This is a genomic window from Beggiatoa alba B18LD (genome assembly GCF_000245015.1).
GTDB classification, from domain to species: Bacteria; Pseudomonadota; Gammaproteobacteria; order Beggiatoales; family Beggiatoaceae; genus Beggiatoa; species Beggiatoa alba.
In genome coordinates this window covers 2863846-2890417 of record NZ_JH600070.1, presented here as the reverse complement: position 1 = coordinate 2890417, position 26572 = coordinate 2863846, and the positions used below count along the sequence as shown (strand labels likewise).

Below are 26572 nucleotides of genomic sequence, written 5' to 3'. Positions count from 1 at the left end.
GAATCAGAATTTTCAGAATTAGCAGAATTAAAAACAATTAAAAACATAATTTTTTTATTCTTTTAATTTTCTTGTCTTTTTAATTCTGTTAATTCTGAAAATTCTGATTCAGACAAACTGTTGTCTTTTTAAAAGAAACTCGCCGAACTCAGGTTACTTTACAACATGGAATTACTTCTATAATTGAAAAATATAGTTGCTGATTTTACTTAAACTTAACAGAATACTTTAACAAAAACATATTGTTATTATCTTGTTTAAGATAGAGTTTTAAAGTATTATCCATAAAGATTGAGTTTAATATCATCACTTATCACCATAGTAGGACGAATTAATATGGAAAACATGCCCTTGCAATCCACAGAAACAGAGGTAAAACCAATTGCCACGACTACACAGCAAATAGATGTGAAGCAAGCTATTGCTATTGCTCGGCAACAAGCAAAAATGATGTTTCCACCTGAATCTATTCACAATCTTGCTTTAGAAGAGGTTGAGTTTAATGAGGATAATCATGAGTGGTTTATTACTTTAGGTTATGACTCACCACATAAAATTATTAAAAAAGACACTTTTGTATATTCTGTGATAGAGGAAACTGTTAAAAGAGAATATAAAATTTTTCGTATTTCATCTGATGGCAAATTTCTTTCTATGCGGATTCGAAATGTCTAAGGGAGTACTTCTCGATACAAATTTATTAATGGTTTATTTAATTAGCGAATTAGGACAAGGAGAGGTTGAGCAATTCAAACGAACACGAGAATTTACCTCAGACGATGCAGATATTCTCAAGCAATTATTAAAGGACTTCAAACATCGCTACACAATTCCTCAGGTACTTGCAGAAGTCTCTAATTTGTTAGATTGGATGCAGAATGAAGATAAACAAATACGCTTAAAAAAATTGCTTGCCGAATATATAGATTTATCAAATGAACTTGTAATAGCCTCTAAACAGCTCATAACCCTTCCAATTTATTTTAAATTAGGTATTACAGATGCTGCATTGTTCTCTCTGGCAAAACAATATGAATTAACACTGATTACTGTTGATTTTGGTTTATATGGTTATGCACAAAAATATAAAATACAAACAATTAACTTTAATCATCTGAGAAAACTATAGTAATTCACTGTTTTACACTAAAAAATCTCAAACCTGCCAGATTTTCAAAACCTAGCAGATTCTTAATCCTACGCTGTCTTACCACTCTTTCCCCGTTCCCATGTCAAAATTTTGTTGTTGACTGTATTGATAACGGAATTTACGTCGTAACAATCCGCTAGGGTCATCGGGAATTCTTCTTAACCACTGTTCTTGTGCGGTTTGTTCCTCGCTCATGGGTTTAGTAGTTTCACTGCTCACGGCATTTGCCGTTTTATCCGTTTCGGGTTTTTCCTCGCTTTGCGCATCTGTTGCGCTTGCCTGCTGTTGCGCTTTGGCTTGTTGTTCTTTTTCTTTATCAGCTAGTGTTTTTTGTTCTGAAGCATTGGCTTGCTTATCTGATTGGGTATTTTGCCCATCCGTTGCCGATTGTTGACTTTCCGAATCGTTGGAGGGTTCATCTTGCTTTTTCTCGCCATTTTCTGCTTGGCTTTGATTTTGTTGTCCTGCATCTTTTGGTGAATTTTGAGCGTTATCCCCTTCTTTATTTCCTTGTTGTTCTGCGTTTTGCTGACCTTGTGACGAATTATCTGGGTCTTTCTTATCGTTATTCTTATCCTGTTTATCGGACGCTTGATTTTTGTCTTGTTTATTTTGTTCGGCTTGTTTCTTCTGCTCTTCTAAGAACTTTTTAACTTGTTCTTTGTTATAACGTGCATCTTCAAGGCTTGGGTCTTGTGCTAAGGCTTGTTCATAAGCGTTGTGTGCTTCCTCATACTTTCCTAGTTTAGTCAAAGTATTACCTTTGTTATAAAGACTAGTTGGTGTATTGAGGGTTTCTAAGTTCTGTAACGCTTGCTCATATTCGCCCGCTTTATAATGCGCGGCAGCTTTCCATTCAGGATTATCGAATAAAGTTGCGGCGGTTTTGGCATCGCCTGTTTGTAGGGCTTGGCTGGCTTGTTGGTCTGGTGTTGCCCAAAGGTTTTGCCATATTGAGGATTTGGCTTGCGCTTCTTCTGCGTAAACGGGGGGGGATAGATGCAGTGAGAGTATGCCAATTGTTAGGGGGATGATGACAAAATAGCCCCGTCTAAAGGCAAACGCGGAGAAGGGCAAGGCAAGCAGAAGTAGATAAGTGCCTAATTCGTACCAACGTTCTACGTGTAATTGTGCTTCTTGCGTCGTAGCGTTTGATTTTTGATGTAAGCCTTGGTCTATCAGGGCAAACAATGCGTTTGTGTCGCTATCGTCAATTGCTAGACGTTGGTAGATGCCGTTGCCTTGTGTTGTGAGCTGCATCAGGTGGGCTTCATCTAGCGTAGGTATTACGATATTACCTTGATTATCTTTTAAAAAACCTTCTTTGGTAATGGGGATAGGTGCGCCTTCAGGTGTACCAACACCAAAAATAGATAATTGGTAACCCAAGTTTGTTAATTTTTGAATTTCGTTAAGCGTGTGGTTGCTTTCGGCTTCGTCGGTTATTAGTAAAACTTGCCCTGTTTTTACGCTGGCTTGTTGTAGTAACTCAACGGCTTTTGTGAGGGCTAAATCTGTGCGTCCGCCTTGGATTGGCATGATATTGGGGGTGAGTGCGGATAGTTGCGACAGAATTGTCTCTTTATCGTCTGTCAGTGGGGTAACGACAAAGGCTGAACCTGCAAAAACGAGTAGTGCAGTTTGTCCTGTTTGGCGACGATTGACGATGTCGGCGATTTTATAACGCGCTCGTTCTAAACGGCTGGGTTTTACATCTGTTGCCAGCATAGAGCGGGATAAATCAAGGGTGATGATTAACGCTGATTGTTCTCTAAATACGGGCTGTGGTAAGCGTTCCATCGTAGGACCTGCCAGTGCGAAAATGGCAAGACTACCCGTGAGTACAATTAATAGTGTGGTGTAATGGGTATTCGCTGAACGGGTTTCAGGCAGGATTAAGTAGGGCAATAGTTGTGGGTCGCACACGCTCGCCCATTGTCCGCTTTGTTGACGACGCTTGAACCAAAAATACAGCAGGATGATAAAGGGTAGAAAGGTAAGGAGCGCGTAAGGACGCAAAAAATGGAAGTCTGTCCAATTCATCATAATGTATTATGCAGTCTATATTTTTAAGAGTTAAAAGAAACTTAATAAACCAAATTATCCAGATAAAATGGGGATAGGAAAGGATTTTGCTAAGTCTTTTTTAAGAAGACAATGTCATTAAAACAGTTGTGAATTAAGATACAACGATTAACTGCAATAGATGATTATATTTTTGTAAGATTAGATTTCATTGTAATGGATCATAAATGCCATGATAGGTCATGAATATAAGGGGACATTATTAATTGTTGATGATGTGCCTGCAAATGTTGCCATGTTATTCGATTTTTTAACGGATGCAGGTTTTAAAGTATTAGTTGCGCAAGAAGGATTGCGTGCTATTCAAAAAGCAGAATATGCAAAACCCGATTTGATTTTATTAGATGTCATGATGCCTGACATGAATGGCTTTGAAGTGTGTCGAATTATTAAAATGCAAGAGTCAACGCGCGATATTCCTATTATATTTATGACCGCATTGACAGAAACCGTCAATAAAGTGAAAGGCTTTGAAGTGGGGGCGGCTGATTACATTACAAAACCCATTCAACAAGAGGAAGTGCTTGCACGGATTAACACGCATTTAAAATTGCACCGTTTGCAAAAACAATTACAGACTTATACCAATGAGTTAGAAAAACGTAATCAAGAGCTTGAAGCATTCGCCCGCACAGTTGCCCATGATTTAAAAAATCCGTTAAGTGGGGTGATACATCTCAGTGAGCGATTAGTCCGCGATTATGATACTGCGCCCGATTTTAAAATAGTGACGGAAAAATCTTTAGGTTATTTAAAGCTCATCAATAATGCGGGTGAGCAAATGTCCGACATTATCGATGCATTATTACTACTTGCAGGGGTTTCAACACGGCAACAAGTTGAAATTAAACCGTTAGATATGCAAATGATTTTGCAGGAAGTGACAGAAAAGCATTTAGCTAATTTAATTGACTGTTATAAAGGCGAGCTATCTTTCCCTAATGTTCCTTATCCAACAGTTATTGGTTACGCACCATGGATAGAACAAGTCTGGGCAAATTATTTAAGTAATGGGCTGAAATATGGTGGAACACCGCCTGAATTAACAATTGGTTTTGAAGAACAAGCAAATAGTGTTTCGTTTTGGGTGCAAGATAATGGAGTCGGTTTGTCGATAGAGGCACAAGAAAAACTATTTACCCCATTTACTCGCTTGCATGAGAATCGCATTGATGGGCATGGGTTAGGCTTATCAATTGTTAGACAAATTATGGATAAATTACAAGGTCATGCAGGGGTTCACAGTGCTTTAGGACAAGGTTCACGTTTTTACTTTACCCTCCCTAAAGCGGTAGCGAGGGTAACTTGAGTTTGGCGAGTTTCTTTTAAAAAGACAACAGCTTGTCTGAATCAGGATTTTCAAAATTAACAGGATTTAAACCTCTTAAACCAAGAAATTAATGCAAATCACGTTTTTTAATTCTGCTAATTCTGTGAATTCTGATTCAGACAAAAAAAGACCTGCTAGATTTTGAAAACCTAGCAGGTCTCTGTTTCTGACTCTATCGATTGCCAAATGGGTGCATGTGTTGGATAAACTTGCATAACGGCTTGTTGAAATGTGCTGAAACTTGGCAGCGTTTCAGAAAAAAATAAATGACTGCAACAGGTACAATCAGAAGCCCCAAAATGTGGCAACCCAATATGCATCGTTTTTGAACCAGACAAAATACTTGCCCATTGATGTTCGCGCCGTTGAGTATCATGGCTATACCAAATTGCGATTAAAGGGAGTTGCAAACGTAAATAATCAATATGCCAATGCGGTCGTGCACTCAAACGGCGATGATGGGAAATCCGTGCGAAAACGCCGCCTTTACCAAAGGCACTACCAACATATAAATAATATCCCTGCGCAATGGCGCATTGCCCCAATTTTCCAACATGACATTGACATGCGCTTGTTGCTTGTAACACTAAAATATAAGTACCAATTTGCGTTTGTATGACGGCTGGATTATTTTCCTTCACTTGTTTTTAAACCTAATTTATAGAAAACTTAAGAAAACTGACAAAACACCGTTTTTTTTCAAGATAATATTAATATAATAAAATGGTCGATTGACAAATGAATCGACAGGATCACGATTGACCTAATAATTCAGGAGAGAAGGGTATGAAAGGCGATAAGAAAATCATTGAACACCTCAATAAAATCCTCAAGAACGAACTGACCGCAATTAATCAATATTTTCTCCATGCCCGCATGTATGAAAATTTTGGGTTGAACGGCTTAGGCAAGTACACCTTTAAAGAGTCCATCGATGAGATGGAACACGCGGATAAACTCATCAAACGTATTCTGTTTTTAGAAGGTCTGCCCAATCTGCAAGACTTGGGTAAACTCATGATTGGGGAAAATCCCAAAGAGATGCTTGAGTGCGACCTCAAACTGGAGCAAAAAGCTCACCCTGATTTAGTCGAAGCAATTGCCTGTTGTGAAGAAAAACAGGATTATGTCACACGCGAATTATTCGAGGACATTCTCGAAAGCGAAGAAGAACATATTGATTGGTTAGAAACCCAACTCGGTTTAATCGAACAAGTGGGTATTCAAAACTACTTGCAAGAGCAGATGGGCGAAGGTAGTTCTTCATAACGTACATTTAGCATGAGCAGATGTAAAAAAGGCGGGTTTTGAACCGCCTTTTTTTACGTCTATGATGAGAACCTTGTATAACGCGAGTTCGGCGAGATTCTTTTAAAAAGACAACAGCTTGTCTGAATCAGGATTTTCAGAATTAAAAAGACAAGAAAATTAAAAGAATAAAAAATTATGTTTTTAATTCTGCTAATTCTGAAAATTCTGTGAATTCTGATTCAGACAAAAAAAGACCTGCTAGGGTTTTAAAACCTAGCAGGTCTCTGTTTTATTTTATAAAAATCGCCAAACTTGGTTTTTTTATTTAAGCCCTTTTTTGCCGTGCTGGGGTTGTTTACTGTCCCGTTCCCGTTGATGGGGTTGTTGTGACTACAGGCGCATTATGTTTTGTCCCCGTTCCTAACACCGCACTGTTATCAATATCTTTTAAGTTAGGTAATGAGTGTGCAATGCCTTTATGACAGGTAATGCAGGTTTTCCCCTCTGTTAACCCCGTCGAGTGTGCGGTCATTGCCCGCTGTTGTTGGCGAGTAAAATCCATAAATTCAAATTTATGGCAATTACGGCATTCACGCGAATCTGTTGCTTCCATCACAGACCAAACATGTTGCGCTAATTGGGCGCGTTTGGCTTCAAATTTCTCAGGCGTATCTACACTACCGAGAATTTTATGATAAACCTCATTACTGGCTTGAATTTTACGAATCATTTTGTGTGTCCAATCTTTAGGTACGTGACAATCTGGGCAGGTCGCACGGACACCGCTACGATTAGAATAATGAATTGTTTGCTGATACTCCTTATAAACGTTATCTTTCATCTCGTGACAAGAAATACAAAATTGTTCGTTATTGGTTGCTTCCATTGCCCAGTTAAATCCACCCCAGAAAATAATCCCGCTGAAAAAACCAAGCACCAGCATGGGGGTCAGTAACCAAGTTAATAGGCGTTTAAACCTACTTTTAGAGGGCGTTGTCGTTGTCATGCGCTAGACTCCCAAGCAATTAATTATTGTAAGGCTTCAACAGGCTTAAACACATTCTCTACTAATGGTTTTGCATCTGTTTGTGGGACATGGCATTGCGTACAAAAGTAACGACGTGGCGCAACATTATCCAACTCTACCCCGTCACGGTCACGAAAATGGGTAATACTAATTTTTGTCGCGCCAGACTGTTTAGAATTTTGAAAACTATGACAGGTCAAACACTTATTAAACTTAAGTGTAATTTGATAACTCTCAATTTGGTGAGGAATTAAAGGCGGTTGTTGTACATAATCCCTTGGTAATGGCGAACTATCAGGTGCCCATTTATAAAGTTGTGGTTGGCTCACACTTTCCTCGATGTTCTGTATCCCTCCCAAATCGTTCAGTGAGAGTGAGGTCGTTGTTTCTACGGCATAAGAATTAATACTCAATAACCAGAGAGTTAATAGAAATACCCTCATGCTCTTTCTCCTTTATGGATTATGTTGTTTTAATTTGTTTTTAAAGGGGGAAAATATGACTTGCTTTGGTTTTAATAACTTAAATTCGAACACTTGTTCATTACACACATCGATACAACGTCCACAGTTACAACATTGACTACTCTGAATCACAGGACTGATATTTTTAGCAGCTCCCCGCAATGCGGGCGTAATCACTTGCGGTTCTGGGCAAACCGTAAAACATTGCAAGCAATTGTTACAATGCTCGCGTTGGTTGGCACTAACACGAACAGGGCTGATATGTCCTAACAGGCTATAGAACGCACCGACAGGGCATAAATGCCCACACCAGCCACGTTTAATTAAGAACGTATCTAACAGGAAAATCGCTAAAATAACGCCCCATCCTGCCCCCATGCCGAAGATTAATCCGCGATGTAATAGCGAAACAGGATTAATCACTTCCCACGCTAACGCCCCCGTTAATGCACTGAGAATAAAGGTCATTCCCAATAACCAAAACCGTAGGGATCGAGAAAGCGTTAACGTGTTTTTAATCTCCAAACGGTTGCGTAACCATGCGGCAACATCGGTGACTATATTCATAGGACAAACCCATGCACAATAAACCCGCCCACCAACAAGGAGATAAGCCAGTAACACCAGTAATGCACCTATCATGGCGGTAATACCGACCATGTGTCCTGTTGCGAAAATTTGTAAAACAAGATATGGGTCAGTTAAAGGCAATAAATTCAGTGTCAAACTACTGCTTAAATTCCCTTTGACGAGCCAAAATCCTGTCCATGTGCCACAAAAAAATAAAGCAAGAATACTGAGCTGGCTCAATCGTCGCAGGAATAGCCAACGCTGACGCGCCCACCATGTCCGTGGCAAATGCTTGAGGGGTTCAGGCGGTGATGTCGGTATCGTGTTCATGGTTTAAACGTGGGTAAACGGTCAGGTAAATCCAACACCTCGGGCAATAGACTGTGTCCCGCTTTTTCCTTCTCTTCCCAACCTAAACGGTAATGATGTCCTAATTCTCCTTTTGCCAATTTGATGGGTAAGACTTTAATCGCGGCTTCTTCTAATACACAGGATTTCTCACACTTACCGCAACCTGTACACGCATCAGAATGTACAACGGGTAAAAACATCGCGTGTTTATCACTGCGTTGATTGTGTAAGGTTTCTAAACGAATGGCTTTATCAATCAATGGACAAACCCGATAGCACACATCACAGCGTAACCCAAGAAAATTTAAACAATTCTCTTGGTCAATCAGAACAGCTAACCCCATACGGGCTTGTTCAATTTTCTCCAATGCAGGATTTAATGCCCCTGTCGGACAGGCTTTGACACAGGGGATATCGGGACACATTTCACAAGGGACTTGTCGCGCGACAAAATAAGGCGTGCCTATTGCGACAGCTTCGCCTAAGGTCGCCAGTTGCAAGGTATTAAATGGACAATCTCGTACACATAAACCGCAACGAATACAAGAGCCTAAAAAATCCGCTTCGGCTAATGCAGCCGGCGGACGTAATGCCGTTGCAGGTAATGCGCTGGATTTTTGGCTATATAACCCAATTCCCAGCCCAATAACGCTGACACTGGCACAAGTCTTTGCGGTATTAAGTAAAAATTGACGGCGACTTTCTCGTTGCGCGTTCATGGTGTGAATACCACTACAAAATGAATTAAGCCTTGAGAATTTTAATAGCACACTTCTTATAGTCTGTTTCTTTCGAAATCGGACACGTTGCATCTAAGGTTAATTTATTGATTAAACGAGACTCATCAAACCATGGCACAAAGACCAAGCCACGCGGTGGTTGATTACGTCCTTTAGTTTCCACCTGTGCCAACATTTCGCCCCGCCGACTCTGTAATTTGGCCGTCATACCCCGCCGTAAACCGCGTGCAGTGGCATCTTCAGGGTGCATAAAAACGAAGGCTTGAGGAACTGCACGATGCAATTCAGGCACACGGCGAGTCATAGAACCTGAATGCCAATGCTCTAATACCCGCCCCGTTACCAGCCATAAATCAAATTCTTGGTCTGGTGTCTCAGGGGGAGCTTCATACGGCAAGGCATAAATCCGCGCTTTCTTATCAGGATTTCCATAAAACTGTAGCTCTGTCCCTTTTTCTACATGCGGATCATAACCTTCACGATATCGCCACAAGGTTTCTTTATTATCTACCACCGGCCAACGCAAGCCACGAGCTTGATGATATTGCTCAAACTCCGCTAACTCATGACCTTTTTTAGGCCCTTGTAATCCAAAGAGGCGATATTCTTCAAATAAGCCTTTTTGCAAATAAAATCCGAAATGCGCCATTTCACTATTCGGATAAACATTTCCCGCGCTATCAGTAACATCTTGCTTAGTAAACTGATTGACTTGCCCATTAGCAAATAAAACATCGAACAGTGTTTTGCCACGATATTCAGGCATCGCGTTCAATAATTCCTCAGTCCAAACCTCTTCCATTTTGAAGCGTTTAGAGAACTCGACTAACTGCCATAAATCTGATTTTGCCTCAGCGGGCGCATTCACCTGTTGCCGCCAGAATTGCGTGCGTCGCTCGGCATTACCATAAGCCCCTTCTTTTTCCGTCCACATAGCAGTAGGAAGAATTAAGTCAGCGGATAATGCCGTGACTGTTGGATAAGGGTCAGAAACCACAATGAAATTAGCAGGATTACGATAACCTGGATAAGTTTCCTCATTCAGATTAGCAGCGGCTTGCATATTGTTATTACACATCACCCAATACGCATTTAATTTGCCGTCTTTTAACATCCGATTTTGTAAAACCGCGTGATAACCGGGTTTTTCAGGAATCGTCCCTGCGGGTAATTTCCAAATTTTTTCGGCAAAAGCGCGATGTTCAGGTTTCGTAACGACTAAGTCGACAGGTAAACGATGTGAGAATGTGCCCACTTCGCGGGCAGTGCCACAGGCTGAAGGTTGTCCTGTTAAGGAAAAAGGACCATTACCAGGTTCAGAAATTTTGCCCGTTAACAAATGGACGTTGTAACATAACTGATTCGCCCACGTACCACGGGTGTGTTGGTTAAATCCCATCGTCCAAAATGAAACAACTTTGATTTTAGGGTCAGCGTATAACTTAGCCAAAGCCACTAATTTATCGACAGAAACACCAGAAATTTTACTCACTTTTTCCGCTGTATATTCACTGACAAAAGCCTTAAATGCTTCAAAGTCAATATCTTCTGCGCCTTCAACCTCTTTCGCATTTTTCGCGGCGACTTCTAAAGGATGTTCAGGACGTAACCCATAACCAATATCAGCATTGCCTTTTTTAAAGGTTGTATGCTTCTTAACAAAATCCTCATTAACAAAGCCATTTTGAATAATGTAATTGGCAATGTAATTTAAAATGGCTAAATCAGTTTGTGGATTAAAGACGATACCAAGATCAGCAAGCTCAAAGCTCCGATGCTCAAAAGTTGATAAAACCGCCACTTGTACATGGGGTTGTGACAAACGACGATCAGTAAGACGCGACCATAAAATAGGGTGCATTTCCGCCATGTTAGACCCCCACAGCACAAATGCATCAGCTTTTTCTAAATCGTCATAACAGCCCATCGGTTCATCTGCACCGAAGGTGCGCATAAACCCAGCAACCGCAGAAGCCATACAATGACGGGCATTCGGATCTATATTGTTAGAACGAAAACCCGCTTTAAACAATTTAGATGCGGCATACCCTTCCCAAATCGTCCATTGTCCCGAGCCAAACATTCCAACCGCACTAGGGCCTTTATCTTTTAACGCGGCTTTCCACTTTTCCGCCATGATATCGAAAGCCTGATCCCATGAAACAGGGGTAAATTCACCGTCTTTATCAAATTTACCGTTTTTCATCCGTAACATCGGCTGTTTTAAACGGTCTTTGCCATACATGATTTTTGATAAAAAATAACCTTTTACACAGTTTAAACCGCGATTAACAGGGGCATCGGGGTCGCCTTGCGTTGCAACGACACGCCCTTCTTGCGTTCCAACTAACACACTGCACCCTGTCCCACAAAAACGACAAGGGGCTTTATCCCAACGAATTTTTTCAGTTGTCGCACTACTCGCTACATTTGGTAGGCTAATCCCTGCAACTGCGGCGGTTGCAACAATTGCATTATTTTTAATAAAGTCGCGTCGTGATAATGTCATTTTTCGTTCTCCACTTCCTCATCTGGCTCACTGTGTTGATAAACCATTGCGGCAGACAACACCCCATCTAATTTATGTAAATTCATTATCGTATCAGCCACAATTGCTTGTTCTTCTTCCTCAATCGTGACAATAAACCGTCCGTCAGGTGTTTCAAAATGTACTTCTACCCCTTGCAGAGTCTGTAAACTTTCACGAACCTGCGTTTTATAACGGGGACTTGCATGAACAATTACGCCAGCAATATTCATTAAATCTTCATCCTTATACGTTTATTATGGTAGGGATACTGTTGATAAGGGTCTAATTTCTATTGCATTTATAGGACAAGGCGCATAGCACGCACCACAGCCCGTACATAAATCGAGATTTAATTGTGGTTGTGCAACGCCTCCTACTCGTAAACGAAAGACAATCGCACGACTATCACAAAATTCTCCACAGCTTCGACATTCCACCCCATGAAAGGCTAAACAGTGTTGATGAATCAGGGCGCGATAAGTCCATGCGGATATTTTTTCTTGTAAAATTAGTGCATTATCAGGACATGCTTGCACACAGGCTTGGCAAAAGGTACAAGCACCTTGTTGAAAATTTACTTGCGGAAAATTGAAGTCGCCCGTCTGTAAAATGTGTTCTGGGCAAGCGGTTATACAACGACTACAACGACTACAACGCTCAAGGAAGTTCGCGACTGCCCAAGGAGGACGCAATATCACTGTTTTAGCAGGATTACCGCGTAAAAAAGCTCGACGAGAAGGAGAATGCATATTTATTTGTACTAAAAGTGTGCATTAAAATTAAAAATAACCTACATAAACTAGGTTTTTTCACCTTGCTATTAATTTTAAATCTAAGATTTAAATTGATATAGCATATCTTTGCACTATTAAATAAAGCACTACGCACAATTATAGTGCTAAATCTCTTTTAATCACAAATTTTTTAAAAAGCGGTTGAGAAGGATTTATAGTAAACGCACTATAAAACGATGCGAAGGACTGCCAGTCCTAGATTTAAATCACTTTATGGTACGTTTACTATAGTGAGGTTTAAGCAATCTGTAGTTTTGCGAGGTTTTTAAGCACGTTTTTATAAAAAAGACAATGGCTTGTCTGAATCAGAATTCACAGAATTTTCAGAATTAGCAGAATTAAAAAGCATGATTCACCTTAAATTTTTGGTTTAAGGGTTTTAAATTCTGCTAATTCTGTGAATTCTGAAAATCCTGATTCAGACAATGTTTTAATCTTGTCTGTCTGGTGAATCCTGAAAAATAAGGGGGGTTAATAATGCATACTCAATTCAAAATGTACGCCATCATCTTGTAAATCATACTCGTCCCCGCCGTCTATATTGCGTAACGCATGACCCCAATACACTTCTGCCCGCACTTTTTGACTGGGTGCCCAACGTAAGCCTAAACCAATACTAGAAATATCTTTCGGTTCAGGCGTAGCAGTACTGCCAGAATTCCAAGAACGACCATAATCAAAGAAAGGCGCAAGTTGGATTAAGCCATCATCAGGTTCTCGACTAATTTTAGGAATTCGTAAACTCGTCAACGGTAAACGCCATTCTATGGAGGCAATAAAGCCATTATCACGGGTTAATTGATTTTCACGATAACCACGCACGGTTGACGCACCACCAATCGAGAATTTTTCTAAAGGCAGTAGTTCTTGATGTGCATATTGCAAATCACTACGGAATAAAATTTGACTGTCTTTTAACATCGTTGTATCAAAGAAATCTAAACGGCGCACATATTGAAATTGACCCAACCACGTAAAAAATTTGCCATCGGGTGAACCGTCCTCATTAATCGTCGCATCGAGTGCATCAATCCCCACATTAAAGCTAGAGCGTGCGGCAATGACGTGGACGCGACTACGGTCTAACCAATCTTGAGAAAAGCGCACAACAGTAATTTTACTCTCGCCATCGTGTACACCCGGTGAGAAGGAAAATCTTTGGTCCAGCAGATAGGTTTGACTACTGCGTTTTTCTAAGCGTAAGCCTAAAGTAAATTCTTGATTAGCAACACGGTAAAAAGGATGGCTTAAGGTGAGGCTGTAAGTATCTGCTTCGCTTTTAACATTTAGCTGTGAAAAAGGCTCTTCAATAACTTGGGAATCACTGCGTTCAATATTGACGCTTAAGCTCGTATCATAACGATTTAAAGGGATTTTATAACTCATTGCCCAGTCGTCTAAGCCTTCAGTTAAGCCATAACGGGCATAAAACTGGTCTCCACGTCCTGTTAAATTAATATGTTGTGCTTCTAACTCCCCCCGATATGAGCCTATGCTTGGGGAACGGTGGTTATTAAAAATCAATCCAAAAGTATAAGGACGGTTTTCCTCAACATTGACGGTTAACACGCCTTCGCCTAAACGCACACCAGGCCCTAATTCGGCATTAACCCGCTTAATTAATGGATTTTGTTGTAATAACTGTAATTTTTTTTGTAATTCATTAATATTCAACACATCGCCGACTTGGTTTTCTAGCCGTTGGCGTAGGTAATTTTCATTTGTGTAGTCGTTTCCATTAATTACTACTTGGCTTAATTGTCCTTCAATCACTTGTAAGGTGATAATTCCCTCTTTAACGGGTTGGTCGGGAATGATAGCTCCAGAGTTGATATAACCCTTTTCGATATAGTATCGAGTCACCTCATTTTTTGCTTCTTGCAACTCTTCCGCGCTGATTTTGCGATTCTGATAGGCTTCGACCACTTTGGATAAGGTTTCTTCACTAAAAACAGTATTGCCCACAAACACAAATTTTTTCACAAACACTTGGGGAACAGCAGACAAGGGCGCGTCGTCAGTAATCGGTGGTAAAGCGGGTAAAGGCGGTAAAACGGGTTTTATTGGTTCATTACTGATTTCAGGGGCAGAAAATTCGGGAAGCTCACGCCGTTCTGGCGCATTTAACGCGCTTTCGGGCTGAATTGCATATACAGGCAGACAGACCCCAACAAGATTTAGGGTTGTAGTAAGTAACCAACATGACCGAAAAAAGGCATTCATGACATTTCTCATGGCTTAAAATGGCGGTACGGTGACAATGAAAACGGTTAAAAATCAGTTTCAATCAACAGTCAGGTGATTTCTTAATTGTTTCTCGTTTTATTGTTATTCAGTGAATGGAAACAAGTAAAAAAACAGGGTTTAAAAGCGAACGACTTTATTTTACAAGTGATAGCAGCAACAACCCAGATTTTTATAAAACTAAGCAATACTGGCTATTGTTGTGCAAAAAAGAAGCCTTATTTATTAAAGTATTTCACCGCTTCACCTAGCAAATAGACAATATGATACATTGAAATACAGTTTTTACCTGTAATGACATGGAATTATCGTTAATATAAGCAATTATTAGGATTTCTCGCATGAAAACAAATTTTTTATCTGCTCTCCGTTATGGTGTTTATGCGTTGAGTTTATTCAGTGTTTCCACGTTTGCAGCAGAGGGTGACATTGTTATTAAAAATGTATGGCGCAATTTAGATAAAACGACGAATCAATGCCCCGAAGTCTTCGATTACTTCCCAAATGGGGGCATTTTAAGCTTTTATTGTCGTGCTAAAACCTTTTTAAGTTACGAAGATTTGCAAAAGTTGTATGGTAAAAATATTTACCGTCAAGGGCCGCACGCAAATGGAGTGCTTAATCTGCACGATAAAGAGAGTTTCGGCTATTACGACCCTGAGTTTGTTAAATGGCTCGGTGATACGTTGATTATTAACACGGATGACAAAATGGCTCAAACCCATTTGCAAGCGATGTATGATAACTATGTCACAACTTTAGCACGAACTTACTATGTTGTTTATAAAGCCTTAGAGGCACAGCCTGAGTTTTTGCAACAAGAAAAAGCCAATTATCAAGCCTTGTTAAACAGCAAAACAGTGCCTGATAACTACGCAGAACAATATTATGATTTTGCTTCTTTAAATACAGATAGTTCTTATGATGGCAATGTGATTAAAGGGGCGGTCTTGTTCTGGCTTCGTCGTCATATCGATGACACACACAAGCCTTTTTTCCAGAATTTACAAAAGCTGTTAACGACATATGATGCGGGATTTTTAAGACATGACGAGTGTATGCAGGCACAAACACCCAGTCAACGGCTTTCCTGTGCGGAGTATGAATATACTGAAGCCGATAAAGCATTGAATACAACTTATCAGCAGTTATATGACCAATTGGGTGCGGATAAGCAAACTCGTTTAAAAGAAGCACAGCGTGCATGGCTCGTCTATCGAGATACCAATGCAAAACTTTTAATTGTCACAGGCGCGTATAAAGGCATTGCTGAGGAAGATATTGCCATGTTAGCCGCGAAAAAAGATTTAACAGAAAGCCGTGTCAATGAATTACAAGCTCTTATTATGGAATTAAATCAGCAATGAGTTTATTTCTAAGTATTCATCCGCAAAACCCACAAGCGCGATTAGTGAGTCAAGTGGCAACCGTTATTCGAAACGGGGGCGTTATTGTCTATCCAACAGATTCCTGTTACGCCTTAGGCTGTCACATTGGCGATAAGGACGCAATGGAACGGATTCGGCGCATTCGTGATGCCGATAAAGACCATAATTTTACCCTTGTTTGTCGGGATTTATCCGAAATTGCGACTTATGCAAAAGTAGAAAATAGTGCGTTTCGTTTGATGAAATCGCTCACACCAGGGGCATACACGTTTTTATTAAAAGCAACGCACGAAGTCCCGCGCCGTTTACAACATCCTAAGCGTAAAACGATAGGCTTGCGTGTGCCTGATAATAAAATCTGTCTAGCCATTTTAGAAGCCTTAGGCGAGCCGATTATGAGCGCGACGCTGATATTGCCTAACGCAGAAATGCCCGAGACTGACCCCGACGAAATTTTACAACGCTTGGATAAGCAAGTTGATTTAATTGTAGATGGTGGCAATTGTGGGTTTGAACCGACGACCATTATCGATTTAATTGAAGACCCACCCGCTATTTTACGGCGTGGTAAAGGGTCTGTTGCCATGTTCGATACAGATGACAGTATCGACAACTATTCCCGATAAAACGAATGACACCATTAACCACGCTACAACAAATTTCTATCTGGCTTGTTCCGATTTTATTTGCCATTACCGTACATGAAGCGGCACATGGTTGGACAGCCTACCGTTTAGGTGATAACACTGCTCAACGCTTAGGACGGGTCACGCTAAACCCAATTAAACATATTGATATCGTTGGTACAATTATTCTGCCAATCGTGATGTTACTACTCAGTGGTTTTATGTTTGGCTGGGCAAAGCCTGTGCCTGTGAATTGGCATCAACTGCACAATCCGCGTAGAGATATGGCACTGGTCGCCATTGCGGGACCTGTTTCTAATTTACTCATGGCATTATTTTGGGCAATGATTGCAAAAATAGGCTGGGTTTTAGCGGATAATGTGCCTTACACCTTGTTTTTATTTTATGTCGGTGGAGCGGGAGTTTTTATCAATATTGTTCTCGCATTGCTCAATTTAATTCCGATATTGCCATTAGATGGCGGGCGAGTTTTACACAGTTTATTGCCATTACGTGTGGCAATTCCCTTCGGACGTTTAGAACCTTTCGGCTTAATTATTCTATTAGCCTTGTTTTTTATTGGGGTTTTAAACTACGTGTTATTTCCTGCAGTGATTTTTGTATATATCCAATTTGCGTATTTAACAGGCATTCCCAGTGAAATGTTTATGTTGTTGCAGATTTTGTTACAACACGGATAAAAAAAGACCTGCTAGGTTTTAAAAACCTAGTAGGTCTATGTACTATTCATAAAATTTCGCTAAATTTGGGTTATTACAATAAGTCAGGTTGTTCTGCATGTTGTTCTGCTTTTTTTAATACTTGATGTACGTTCGGTAATTCCATAAATTGCCCGTCGAACATTTCTTGCGCACAAATAACTTGGATTTTTGGATATTCTTGTCCTGTAAAACCGTTGCGATAAATGCCATATTTTTTGCTTTCTTTCACTAAGTTAGGCATTGGGTACAGCGTTAATAAAATACCGCAAGCCGCTTTTTCTCGTTCTACTGTGCCGAATAAATCGCGAATCACTGTAGGTGAAAGTTTTTCGTTGGATTTTACACTAAACAGGGCTTTGCTGTTTTCTGTAGTGCTTTCAGGAATGTAAGCAACGCCGTCAATGCCACCATCACCGCCTTTTTTCTCGTTAATGATAGCGCGGTTTTTCGAGTAGGTGAGTACAAACCATTTTTCAAATTCTTTGCGGGTGCGGTCGTCTTTTTTATTGGCGAGTGCAACAGCACTTTCAACATCTTTAGGCACGCCTGAAATAACCAGATTTTCTAATGCGCCTGTGTCTTGGTCTTCTAAACGTTTTAGAATCAATGAAATGCTTTGATAAGTAATATCAATGCCAATCCACTGCCGTTTAAGTTTTTGCGCGACGGCTATCGTTGTGCCACAGCCACAATAAGCATCTAGGATAATGTCGCCTTCGTTTGAACTGGCTTTAATAATCCGTTCTAACAAGGCTTCTGGTTTTTGGGTGGGATAACCTAGACGTTCTTTTGCTTCACGATTAAGTGATTCAATATCTATCCAATAATCTTCTGCTATTTTTCCTTCATCTATGTAATAACGGTAAACTTTACCGCTCTTTTTGTCGACTTTCTCCTGATATTCTCGACCATCTTCATCTTTTCCAACTTTCATGTGCGTATTAAGTTTTCTTGGAATTGATGCGCCTATTTCATTGAAAATGTGAGTATCATTTTTACTTTTTGTATAAAAGAAAATGACATCATGTTTTCGTCCAAAATGTCTTTTATTTTTTCCACCAATTGAATAACACCAAATAATTTCATTTTTAAAATCCCCTCCTCTTGAACAAAAAATAGCATCTAATACCAATTTCAAATAATGACTGGCTGTCGGGTCACAATGAAGATAAAAGCTACCTGTCGGTTTTAATACGCGGTGAATCTCAGCAATTCGTAGCGTCATGCTCACCAAATACGCCAGCAACGCGCCTTTTTTCAGAACCTTTTCAAGCCCTGCTATTAAATCAATACTTTGCTCAGTAAAAACGCCGTTGTAATTGCTTTGAATTTCAGCCAGCCCGATATTCGCGTTATCGTCCCACGTCCAAGTATCAATAAATGCTTGCGCTGCGTCTTCTTTGCCAATGTTGTTATAGATTTGATTATAATTACGTTTTGAATTAAAAGGCGGGTCAATATAGCACAAGTCCACCGTTTCATCTTTGATGTAACATCTTAAAACATGTAAATTATCACCGTAATAAATTTGATTTTTCATTGATAAAAAACCTCATGGATAATTCACCCTGAAAATCCCAATTAAAACAAAAACGGATAACACTGTTTTTAACGGTGATATCCGTCTCATTGACGCATCAAATTGTAGGCTAATTATTACTTACTGATTACATTACATTAACCCTAATTTCTTTTCTAAATAATGGATGCTTGTGCCACCTGTTTGGAATGACGCATCTTTTAATAAAGTTTGATGCAAAGGAATATTCGTTTTAATCCCATCAACCACCATTTCATCCAATGCGGTTGCTAAACGCGCAATTGCCGATTCTCGAGTTTCCCCATGGGCAATGAGTTTACCGATGAGCGAATCATAATAAGGCGGAACACGATAGCCACTGTATAAATGCGTATCGACGCGAATACCAGGCCCACCGGGTGCATGATAACGATTCACTAAACCGGGTGATGGCATAAAGTTATTGGGGTCTTCCGCATTAATACGACATTCAATCGCATGACCTGTAAAACGAATATCTTTCTGTTGAAAGCGTAACGGTTCGCCTGCGGCAATATGCAATTGCTCTTTAACAATATCGATACCCGTAATTAATTCTGTTACAGGATGTTCAACCTGTACGCGGGTATTCATTTCGATAAAGTAAAATTCGCCATTTTCGTATAAAAACTCGAAAGTGCCCGCGCCACGGTAGCCGATTTCACGGCAGGCTTGGGCGCAACGTTCACCAATTTTATTGCGTAAATTTTTTGGTAATCCAGTGGCGGGTGCTTCTTCTAAAATCTTTTGATGACGGCGTTGCATGGAACAATCGCGCTCGCCTAAATGTACCGCGTTGCCATGTTCATCGGCTAAGACTTGGAATTCAATATGTCGTGGATTTTCTAGGAATTTCTCCATATACACTTGCGCATTACCAAATGCTGCCGCTGCTTCATTGCAAGTTAAGGTAATTGCATTAGGCAGTGCGGCTTCGCTGTGTACAACGCGCATCCCGCGCCCACCGCCACCGCCTGCGGCTTTAATAATCACAGGGTAGCCAATTTCGCGGGCAATACGGAAATTTTCATCCATATCCTCACCCAGCACGCCATTAGAACCGGGAACGCAGGGCACACCAGTAGCCCGCATTGCGGCAATAGCGGAGACTTTATCCCCCATTAAACGAATGGTATCAGGACGCGGGCCAATGAAAATAAAACCGCTTTTCTCCACTTGCTCGGCAAAATCGGCATTTTCTGACAAAAAGCCATAACCAGGGTGAATAGCAACCGCATCTGTTACTTCTGCAGCACTGATAACAGCAGGAATATTTAAATAACTTTGTCCAGAAGGGGGCGGGCCAATGCATACAGACTCATCCGCTAAACGCACATGTTTTAACTCACGGTCAACGGTGGAATGTATCGCTACGGTACGAATCCCTAATTCTCGACAAGCGCGTAAAATACGGAGTGCGATTTCACCCCGATTAGCGATAACAACTTTTGACAGCATGTAATAATCCCCTGAATAAATTAATCAATGATAAACAAGGGTTCGCCGTATTCTACAGGAGAGCCATTTTCTACTAATACTTTACGTACCACGCCTGCATAATCAGACGTAATTTGATTCAGAATCTTCATCGCTTCAATGATAGCGATAGTATCACCCACTGAAACACGTTGACCTTCTTCAATAAATGGTTTAGTTGTTGGGGATGCTGCACGGTAGAACGTACCAACCATCGGCGAAGTAACCACATGACCTGTTATCGGCGGTGTGCTGGCGGATGCCTCTGTACTTGGGGCGGCAGTAGCAGGCATCGGGGCTGCGGCTTGCTGTGGGACTGGGTACGGTTGCGGATAGCCATAAATGGGCATAGGCGCGGGGGCGTGAGAGCTTTGACGGCTAATCCTCACGGATTCCTCCCCTTCCCGAATTTCAATTTCGGCAATATTGGAGGCTTCCAACAACTCAATTAATTTTTTTACTTTACGGATGTCCATTGGCATAAATATTCTCTAAACATTTGTTTGCAGAGGCGCGGGCGGGTTTTACCATGCCGTCGCATAATGGCAGAACGAGGATAGTAACAGTGAGAATGTTAAACAGTCTCCTGTGCATTTTTATCGCGCAACATAGCAAGTGCTGCTTGTAAAGCAAGCAGATAGCCTTGTGCGCCAAGTCCTGAAATAACCCCGACCGCTAAATCAGAAAAATAGGAATGTTGGCGAAAAGGTTCGCGGGCATGTACATTGGATAAATGCACTTCTATAAACGGGATTGTAACAGCCGATAAGGCATCGCGTAATGCAACACTTGTATGCGTAAACGCAGCGGGGTTAATGATAATAAAATCGACATGCTCTTCGCGTGCGGCATGAATGCGCTCAATTAATTGATACTCAGCATTACTTTGAAAAGTGGTCAACTGATGCGCTTGCGCTAGGTCTTTTAAGGCTTGATTAATATCAGCAAGCGTCGCACGTCCGTAATGTTTAGGCTCACGAGTGCCTAGCAGGTTTAAATTAGGTCCATGTAAAACCAAGATATTAAACATAATGTTTTTTATTGTTGGAGAAATGGGAAAAACTCAATTGACTATCAATCTTGTTGACACTGCACAGAATTCCACTCTGCGAACCTTAGATTAAAAGGAATTTTGGTAGTGCTAAACAAGTAAGACCTGATTCAGACAATAGCGTTAAGATTAACGAGAAAAACCCAACTTGTTTAGCACTACCAAATTTTTAATTCATACGACAAATTTTACAAATACAATAAAAACGTTACTCTAAAATAGTTAATAACAACCCGTGAACACATTTCCCCGACAAACAAGCCCAATTTATCTGAATAACCCAACTGCATCGCACCATTTTTTTATTTATACTGCACAATAATCTATTGCAATAGCCTAATAATTTGACACGATTCTGCCGATTTTATGACAAGCTCATTCTCAATAACGCTCCCTGAAATTACAACAGCCATGTTAGATGCGTTATGTAGCCATTGCATGCAAGAAAATGGTAGCGTAGAGACTTGTCCGCATTGTGGATACAATGCTTTAACACATAAAGATCATCCATTATACCTGAAACCAAAGACACTGTTAAAAAATCAGTACATAGTCGGCAAGCCCTTAGGACAAGGCGGTTTTGGCGTTACCTATATCGGGTTAGATTGCTGGTTACAAAAGCGAGTCGCTATTAAAGAATATTTACCTTCATCCCTTGCCAGTCGTGACTCCGCCGACACCACGGTTGTTCCTTTCAAAAATCAAGCCGATGCCTTTCAACAAGGCTTAAACCTCTTTATTGATGAAGCCCGCAATTTAGCCAAATTTGACCATCCGCATATCGTCCGCGTTAGTAACTTCTTTGAAGAAAATCGAACAGGCTACATGGTGATGGACTTCCTCGACGGCGACAATTTAGCAGTTTTTTTAGACAAAAATGGCGGAAAAGTATCAGTTGAACAAGCTCTAGATATCATCCTCCCCATTCTTGATGCCCTCAGTGCGGTTCATGCAAAACATATTTACCACCGCGACATCTCTTTGCACAACGTCCTACTGCTAAAAACAGGCGTGCCGATTCTCATAGACTTCGGCGCGGCAAGGCACATCATGGGCGAACACAGCCGTAGCCTAGACCTTGTTCTCAAACACGGCTACTCCCCCCTAGAACAATATTCAGGACGGGGAAAAATTGGTGCTTGGACAGATATTTATGCCAGTGGCGCGCTACTCTATCACCTACTCAGTGGCATGTTACCGCCTGCTGCAACCGACCGATTTTGCGAAGAATCCCTGCAACCCCTGACCCAAATTGCAGGACTACAAATCCCCGACTACCTCAACTTAGCCATAGAAAAAGCCCTTGCTGTCCGTTTAGAAGACCGCTTTCAATCCGTTGACGAATTTGAAGCCGCACTGCTAGGCAAACCCTTTATCCCCTTAACGCCCCCCCAAGATACCTTAGAAAGTAGCGAAGAACTGGGAAAAACCCAAGAAGACACCCCCACCAGCAAACGACAACGCCTTATCTGGTCTAGCGTGCTACTCCTTCTCATCCTCCTCATTGCCAGTATCAGCTACTATCGCCCCTTTACCGCGCCTATCGATAAATTACTCAACACAGCTCAAGCACAATGGCAAGCACAAAAACTGACAACGCCAACAGGCGATAATGTTTATGAAACCTATCAACAAATTCTTCGCCTAGACCCTAGCAACCAACCTGCACAACAAGGACTGAGCAAACTTGCTGACTACTACCAACAACAAGCTATCATCCTAAAAAACAAAGGAAATTTAACCGACAGTTTACAACTGGTACAACAAACGCTCGCCCTATTGCCACAATACCCCGCACTGCTTGCCCTTGCGCAAGACCTCAATCAACAACTTGCTAACCAACAAAAACAAAAACACCTTGCCGAACTGCTCATCAAAGCCAATCACGAACGCGAACTAGGACAACTTGCCCAAGCCTATCAAACCTATCAACAAATTCTCCAACAAGAAGCAAACAACCTGCCCGCACAAGCAGGACTTGCACAAACTGCCGATGCCTATATCACCCTGATTAAACAACAAACCAATAGCATAGACAGCACGCGCCTACTACAAGAAGCCCTACAATACTACCCAAACCACCTAGAGCTATTAGCCTTACAAAAAAAAATCATCAATAACCAACGCTTACAAACCCTATTAACGCAAGCAGAACAACAAATTAATGCACTACAACTCACAGAACCACTAGACGACAACGCTTACAACACCTATCAACAAGTCTTAAACCTAGACCCCGACAACCCCAACGCCAAAGCAGGACTATTACGCATTGCCGAACAATACGAACGCATGGCACGTGCAGAACGTCAAGCAGAAAAACGTAGCCACTTCATCGAGAAAGGGCTAAAAGTGCTCCCTAATCACACAGGTTTATTAGCACTGGCACAACTCTACACCTTACCCGCAAAACCAACGCCACCCCAACCCACGCCTCCTGTCGTAGAAACACCTCCCCCCGTCGATACCAAACCCGAACCACCGATTAAAGCGTTATTACTGACGGCAGAACAACAACGTAAAACAGGACAATGGGAAACAGCCATTAATACCTATCGCAATGTTCTTGCATTAGACAACAAAAATACACAAGCCCAAGCGGGATTAGTCCAAATTGCTAGCCATTACTTACAACTTGCCCGTGAACAAATGGCTAAAAATGAGTTACAACAAGGCTTAATTAGCATTGAAAAAGGCTTAACTGCCCAAGCCGACCACGCCGACTTGCTCGCATTACAAAGCGAAATACGACAAAAACTCACTAAACAACAAGCAGATAAAGCCAACACACCGCCAACATCCGAAGATAATAAACCCACAGACAAACCCAACCGCCCGCTGATATTTACGCCTTCGTTTTAAACTATTCGGACTGGCAAACTTTTCCGCATCTTCCAACAGACCTGCTAGGTTTTCGAAACCTAGCAACCTGAGTACGGCGAGTGGCGAAAACCGTTTAGAATTTTTCAGCTAAAAAATGTAGGGTGGAATAACGCGAGTACGGCGAGATTCTTTTAAAAAGACAACAGCTTGAATGTTGTAGGGTGGAATAGCGAAGCGTATTCCACCTTGAAATTCTGCAAAAACTGAGCAAAAACAGATTATAAATCGTATGGTGGAATACGCTTTGCTATTCCACACCTGAGTTCGGCGAGTTTCTTATAAAAAGACAACAATTTGTCTGAATCAGGATTTTCAGGATTAACAGGATTTAAAATCCTCAAACCAAAAAGTCAGGTGAATCACACTTTTTAATTCTGCTAATTCTGAAAATTCTGTGAATTCTGTGAATTCTGATTCAGACAAAAAAAGACCTGCTAGGTTTTTAAAACCTAGCAGGTCTCTGTTTTATTTTATAAAACTCGCCGAACTCGGGTTATTAAAAGTGAAACAAGAAGAAAATCTGACCATAGCAGAGGTAGCAAAACGCTTTCAAATAGCCATGCCATAGCAAGCGTCGTCAGATGGAGCAAGGGATTGGAAGCCAAACGGACACGTAACAGACCTTGTAAAATTGATATGGAAGCCTTACGGAAAGATATAGTAAACGTACCATAAAGTGATTTGAATTTAGGACTGCCAGTCCTTCGTATCGTTTTATAGTGCGTTCACTATATATTCAGTTCTCAGTCGCTGAACTTGCGCTGTGAGCTCGACTAAATATCCTGCTAAATATGTTATTTTAATCGAATCACAGCGTCTAAACGGTCAAAAATCAAATTTTCACGCTTTATGTTATTTTTGGTGGCACTTTGTATGACATATTCAAAATCACGATGTTTTAATAATGATGTTAGTTGCGTTGCAATATAACAACGCAGTTCGGGAGATGCAGCGGTAATTTCATTGCATAATTCTTCGCGACCATCAAAAAGATTAATAATATCTTCAAGGTCAGTGCTGGTTAATGGATCGTTATTACCGCGTCCGAGATAAGCTTCCAACTTCGTGGCAATAAAATAAACAGATTGCACCAAGGGAATTTTTAAATCTGCATTAATAGGATAAAGTTGTGCATTTTTTAAAGCATCAGCATACCAACGATTGGTAAACCCCAAAATATTTACATTATCAGGCATAAAGTCAACCCGAAGATTGTCTAAGTACATTGCACAAATAACTTCTTCTTGAGAACGCGCTTGAAAACCTTTAGACCGCAATGTTTCTTGTAAACCACACCAGTCCCCAAACCCTAAAACATGCACAATAATATCGACGTCGTTCGTATTGCGTATTTGTTCTCGCGTGAAATCATCAGTAATAAAAAAACCTGTAGTGCATCCGCCAACAAAAGCAATCTGTTTTAATAATTCTTCTCCCAGTGCTTCTGCAACTTGAATCAGCATCTGTCGATGACAATTAAACTCACTCACAACAGCTCTCTCAGCATTTTTGATAATTTGTCCGTCGCAAAGGCGCGTTCTCTAGGTTGCCCGATACGAATCGCATCTGTCAGTGCTAAAAAAGCATACAGACGTTCATCACGCCGAATAGCCTGAGAGACTGTTTTATATAAAGGTTCTATACATTGCCCCTTTGTTTTGCCATGGGCATCTTCCCAAACAGGTATAGACAACTCACCTGCTGTCATTATTTCCCCTTTTAACACAGGAGCAGCCAAACCTGTTGCAACACCTCGTGTGAGTTCTTTTAATTCAGCGGGAAATACATAGCGTATCCCATAAACAAGAAACTCTGTTAATGCCTTGATATTGACACGTGGTACATTGGTAATACGATCAATCTTTGCTAGTGTTACCGCATAACAACGTTGTAAGCTGAGCGAGATTTGAGATTTACTCATTCCCGTTTCTGTAGAAAGGGTACGAACCGTATAACGCGCTGCAAAAGAGGTTTCGGGTATAAAGGGTTCAATTTCTGCTGAGTCATTCCAATCTTGGCACGGCGATATTATCGAGTTATCTTTTCTAATACGATGTATTTGCTCTAATTCTTTTTCTTTGTCGGCGATGTACAGCACATGATTTTTTTGTTCTTGCTGTTGTAAACTCACCAGTTTTAATAGTAAAAAAATATCTTGACTTTTCATTTTTAATTACCAGTGCTTGTCCTTTGTTTTAAAACTTAGGACAATACTATGTTGGTATAAATTAGTTTGTCAAGCATATAGTGATTGCTATTGCTAAAATTCTCTGATTTCTGGGACGGTTTTTCGCCCAAATGCCTGTGAACATGTTGTATTGCATCTGTCACC

General features: G+C 40.8%; 24 protein-coding genes. 8 read left to right on the top strand and 16 right to left on the bottom strand.

Annotated features, from left to right (window positions below; all coding sequences use genetic code 11):
- The first annotated feature begins 336 nt into the window (after positions 1-336).
- Positions 337-675 (top strand): hypothetical protein, encoded by a 339-nt coding sequence (locus BEGALDRAFT_RS18325; protein WP_002690233.1) that lies wholly within the window; start codon positions 337-339, stop codon positions 673-675.
- A complete protein-coding gene (locus tag BEGALDRAFT_RS11725; protein WP_002690232.1) occupies positions 668-1129 on the top strand; it encodes a PIN domain-containing protein in 462 nt (153 codons plus the stop codon). The genes BEGALDRAFT_RS18325 and BEGALDRAFT_RS11725 overlap by 8 nt, the downstream gene beginning before the upstream one ends.
- 78 nt (positions 1130-1207) lie before the next feature.
- Here BEGALDRAFT_RS11725 and BEGALDRAFT_RS11720 read toward each other — a convergent pair whose 3' ends face one another.
- Positions 1208-3196 (bottom strand): vWA domain-containing protein, encoded by a 1989-nt coding sequence (locus BEGALDRAFT_RS11720; protein WP_002690231.1) that lies wholly within the window; start codon positions 3194-3196, stop codon positions 1208-1210.
- A gap of 211 nt (positions 3197-3407) precedes the next feature.
- On the opposite strand from BEGALDRAFT_RS11720, the gene BEGALDRAFT_RS11715 reads away from it, so the two are divergent.
- Positions 3408-4544 carry a sensor histidine kinase gene (locus BEGALDRAFT_RS11715; protein WP_002690230.1) on the top strand — a complete coding sequence of 379 codons (1137 nt, stop codon included), beginning with the start codon at positions 3408-3410 and terminating at the stop codon, positions 4542-4544.
- Between the two features lie 170 nt (positions 4545-4714).
- On the opposite strand, the gene BEGALDRAFT_RS11710 is transcribed toward BEGALDRAFT_RS11715, so the two are convergent.
- The gene (locus tag BEGALDRAFT_RS11710) at positions 4715-5206 is read right to left on the bottom strand and encodes a GIY-YIG nuclease family protein (RefSeq protein WP_002690223.1); all 492 of its coding nucleotides are present in this window, start codon (positions 5204-5206) and stop codon (positions 4715-4717) included.
- 145 nt (positions 5207-5351) lie between these two features.
- Here BEGALDRAFT_RS11710 and bfr point away from each other — a divergent pair, with 145 nt between their 5' ends.
- Positions 5352-5834: a bacterioferritin gene (gene bfr, locus BEGALDRAFT_RS11705; protein ID WP_002690222.1), complete on the top strand. Its 483-nt coding sequence runs from the start codon at positions 5352-5354 to the stop codon at positions 5832-5834.
- 337 nt (positions 5835-6171) lie between these two features.
- Here the strand turns inward: bfr and BEGALDRAFT_RS11700 are convergent, their stop codons facing one another.
- From BEGALDRAFT_RS11700 to BEGALDRAFT_RS11665, 8 genes are all read right to left on the bottom strand, one after another.
- Positions 6172-6822 carry a NapC/NirT family cytochrome c gene (locus tag BEGALDRAFT_RS11700; RefSeq protein WP_002690215.1) on the bottom strand — a complete coding sequence of 217 codons (651 nt, stop codon included), beginning with the start codon at positions 6820-6822 and terminating at the stop codon, positions 6172-6174.
- Between the two features lie 23 nt (positions 6823-6845).
- Positions 6846-7286, bottom strand: coding sequence for a nitrate reductase cytochrome c-type subunit (locus BEGALDRAFT_RS11695; protein ID WP_002690214.1), 441 nt, complete (start codon positions 7284-7286; stop codon positions 6846-6848).
- A 12-nt stretch (positions 7287-7298) separates the two neighbouring features.
- A complete protein-coding gene (gene napH / locus BEGALDRAFT_RS11690) occupies positions 7299-8207 on the bottom strand; it encodes a quinol dehydrogenase ferredoxin subunit NapH (protein ID WP_002690213.1) in 909 nt (302 codons plus the stop codon).
- Positions 8204-8947 (bottom strand): ferredoxin-type protein NapG, encoded by a 744-nt coding sequence (gene napG / locus BEGALDRAFT_RS11685; RefSeq protein ID WP_002690212.1) that lies wholly within the window; start codon positions 8945-8947, stop codon positions 8204-8206. The genes napH and napG overlap by 4 nt, the downstream gene beginning before the upstream one ends.
- Before the next feature lie 25 nt (positions 8948-8972).
- Positions 8973-11477, bottom strand: coding sequence for a nitrate reductase catalytic subunit NapA (gene napA, locus BEGALDRAFT_RS11680; protein ID WP_002690211.1), 2505 nt, complete (start codon positions 11475-11477; stop codon positions 8973-8975).
- Positions 11474-11728 carry a chaperone NapD gene (locus tag BEGALDRAFT_RS11675; RefSeq protein WP_002690210.1) on the bottom strand — a complete coding sequence of 85 codons (255 nt, stop codon included), beginning with the start codon at positions 11726-11728 and terminating at the stop codon, positions 11474-11476. The genes napA and BEGALDRAFT_RS11675 overlap by 4 nt, the downstream gene beginning before the upstream one ends.
- A 24-nt stretch (positions 11729-11752) precedes the next feature.
- On the bottom strand, positions 11753-12247 hold the full coding sequence (gene napF / locus BEGALDRAFT_RS11670) for a ferredoxin-type protein NapF (protein WP_002690208.1): 495 nt from the start codon (positions 12245-12247) through the stop codon (positions 11753-11755).
- 516 nt (positions 12248-12763) lie between these two features.
- Positions 12764-14515: a ShlB/FhaC/HecB family hemolysin secretion/activation protein gene (locus tag BEGALDRAFT_RS11665; RefSeq protein WP_002690206.1), complete on the bottom strand. Its 1752-nt coding sequence runs from the start codon at positions 14513-14515 to the stop codon at positions 12764-12766.
- A gap of 362 nt (positions 14516-14877) precedes the next feature.
- On the opposite strand from BEGALDRAFT_RS11665, the gene BEGALDRAFT_RS11655 reads away from it, so the two are divergent.
- From BEGALDRAFT_RS11655 to BEGALDRAFT_RS11645, 3 genes are read left to right on the top strand one after another with little or no spacing between them, the layout of a single operon-like run.
- Positions 14878-15903, top strand: a complete 1026-nt coding sequence (locus BEGALDRAFT_RS11655; protein ID WP_002690204.1) for a lysozyme inhibitor LprI family protein — start codon at positions 14878-14880, stop codon at positions 15901-15903.
- Entirely contained in the window at positions 15900-16550 is a 651-nt protein-coding gene (locus BEGALDRAFT_RS11650; protein WP_002690202.1) for an L-threonylcarbamoyladenylate synthase, read from the top strand. The genes BEGALDRAFT_RS11655 and BEGALDRAFT_RS11650 overlap by 4 nt, the downstream gene beginning before the upstream one ends.
- Positions 16551-16555: 5 nt before the next feature.
- Positions 16556-17251, top strand: coding sequence for a site-2 protease family protein (locus BEGALDRAFT_RS11645; protein WP_002690200.1), 696 nt, complete (start codon positions 16556-16558; stop codon positions 17249-17251).
- Between the two features lie 73 nt (positions 17252-17324).
- Here BEGALDRAFT_RS11645 and BEGALDRAFT_RS11640 read toward each other — a convergent pair whose 3' ends face one another.
- From BEGALDRAFT_RS11640 to aroQ, 4 genes are all read right to left on the bottom strand, one after another.
- The gene (locus BEGALDRAFT_RS11640; protein WP_002690198.1) at positions 17325-18812 is read right to left on the bottom strand and encodes a DNA-methyltransferase; all 1488 of its coding nucleotides are present in this window, start codon (positions 18810-18812) and stop codon (positions 17325-17327) included.
- Positions 18813-18944: 132 nt separating this feature from the next.
- The gene (gene accC / locus BEGALDRAFT_RS11635) at positions 18945-20288 is read right to left on the bottom strand and encodes an acetyl-CoA carboxylase biotin carboxylase subunit (RefSeq protein WP_002690197.1); all 1344 of its coding nucleotides are present in this window, start codon (positions 20286-20288) and stop codon (positions 18945-18947) included.
- Positions 20289-20308: 20 nt separating this feature from the next.
- Complete coding sequence (gene accB / locus BEGALDRAFT_RS11630) at positions 20309-20782, bottom strand: acetyl-CoA carboxylase biotin carboxyl carrier protein (protein ID WP_040295568.1); 474 nt, start codon at positions 20780-20782, stop codon at positions 20309-20311.
- A gap of 98 nt (positions 20783-20880) precedes the next feature.
- Positions 20881-21336 carry a type II 3-dehydroquinate dehydratase gene (aroQ, locus tag BEGALDRAFT_RS11625; protein ID WP_002690194.1) on the bottom strand — a complete coding sequence of 152 codons (456 nt, stop codon included), beginning with the start codon at positions 21334-21336 and terminating at the stop codon, positions 20881-20883.
- A 387-nt stretch (positions 21337-21723) separates the two neighbouring features.
- Between aroQ and BEGALDRAFT_RS18320 the strand changes: the two genes are divergently transcribed.
- Entirely contained in the window at positions 21724-24219 is a 2496-nt protein-coding gene (locus tag BEGALDRAFT_RS18320) for a serine/threonine-protein kinase (RefSeq protein ID WP_002690192.1), read from the top strand.
- An 815-nt stretch (positions 24220-25034) separates the two neighbouring features.
- Here BEGALDRAFT_RS18320 and BEGALDRAFT_RS11615 read toward each other — a convergent pair.
- Complete coding sequence (locus tag BEGALDRAFT_RS11615; RefSeq protein ID WP_002690190.1) at positions 25035-25730, bottom strand: hypothetical protein; 696 nt, start codon at positions 25728-25730, stop codon at positions 25035-25037.
- Positions 25727-26407 (bottom strand): hypothetical protein, encoded by a 681-nt coding sequence (locus tag BEGALDRAFT_RS11610; RefSeq protein WP_002690188.1) that lies wholly within the window; start codon positions 26405-26407, stop codon positions 25727-25729. The genes BEGALDRAFT_RS11615 and BEGALDRAFT_RS11610 overlap by 4 nt, the downstream gene beginning before the upstream one ends.
- Positions 26408-26572: the final 165 nt, after the last annotated feature.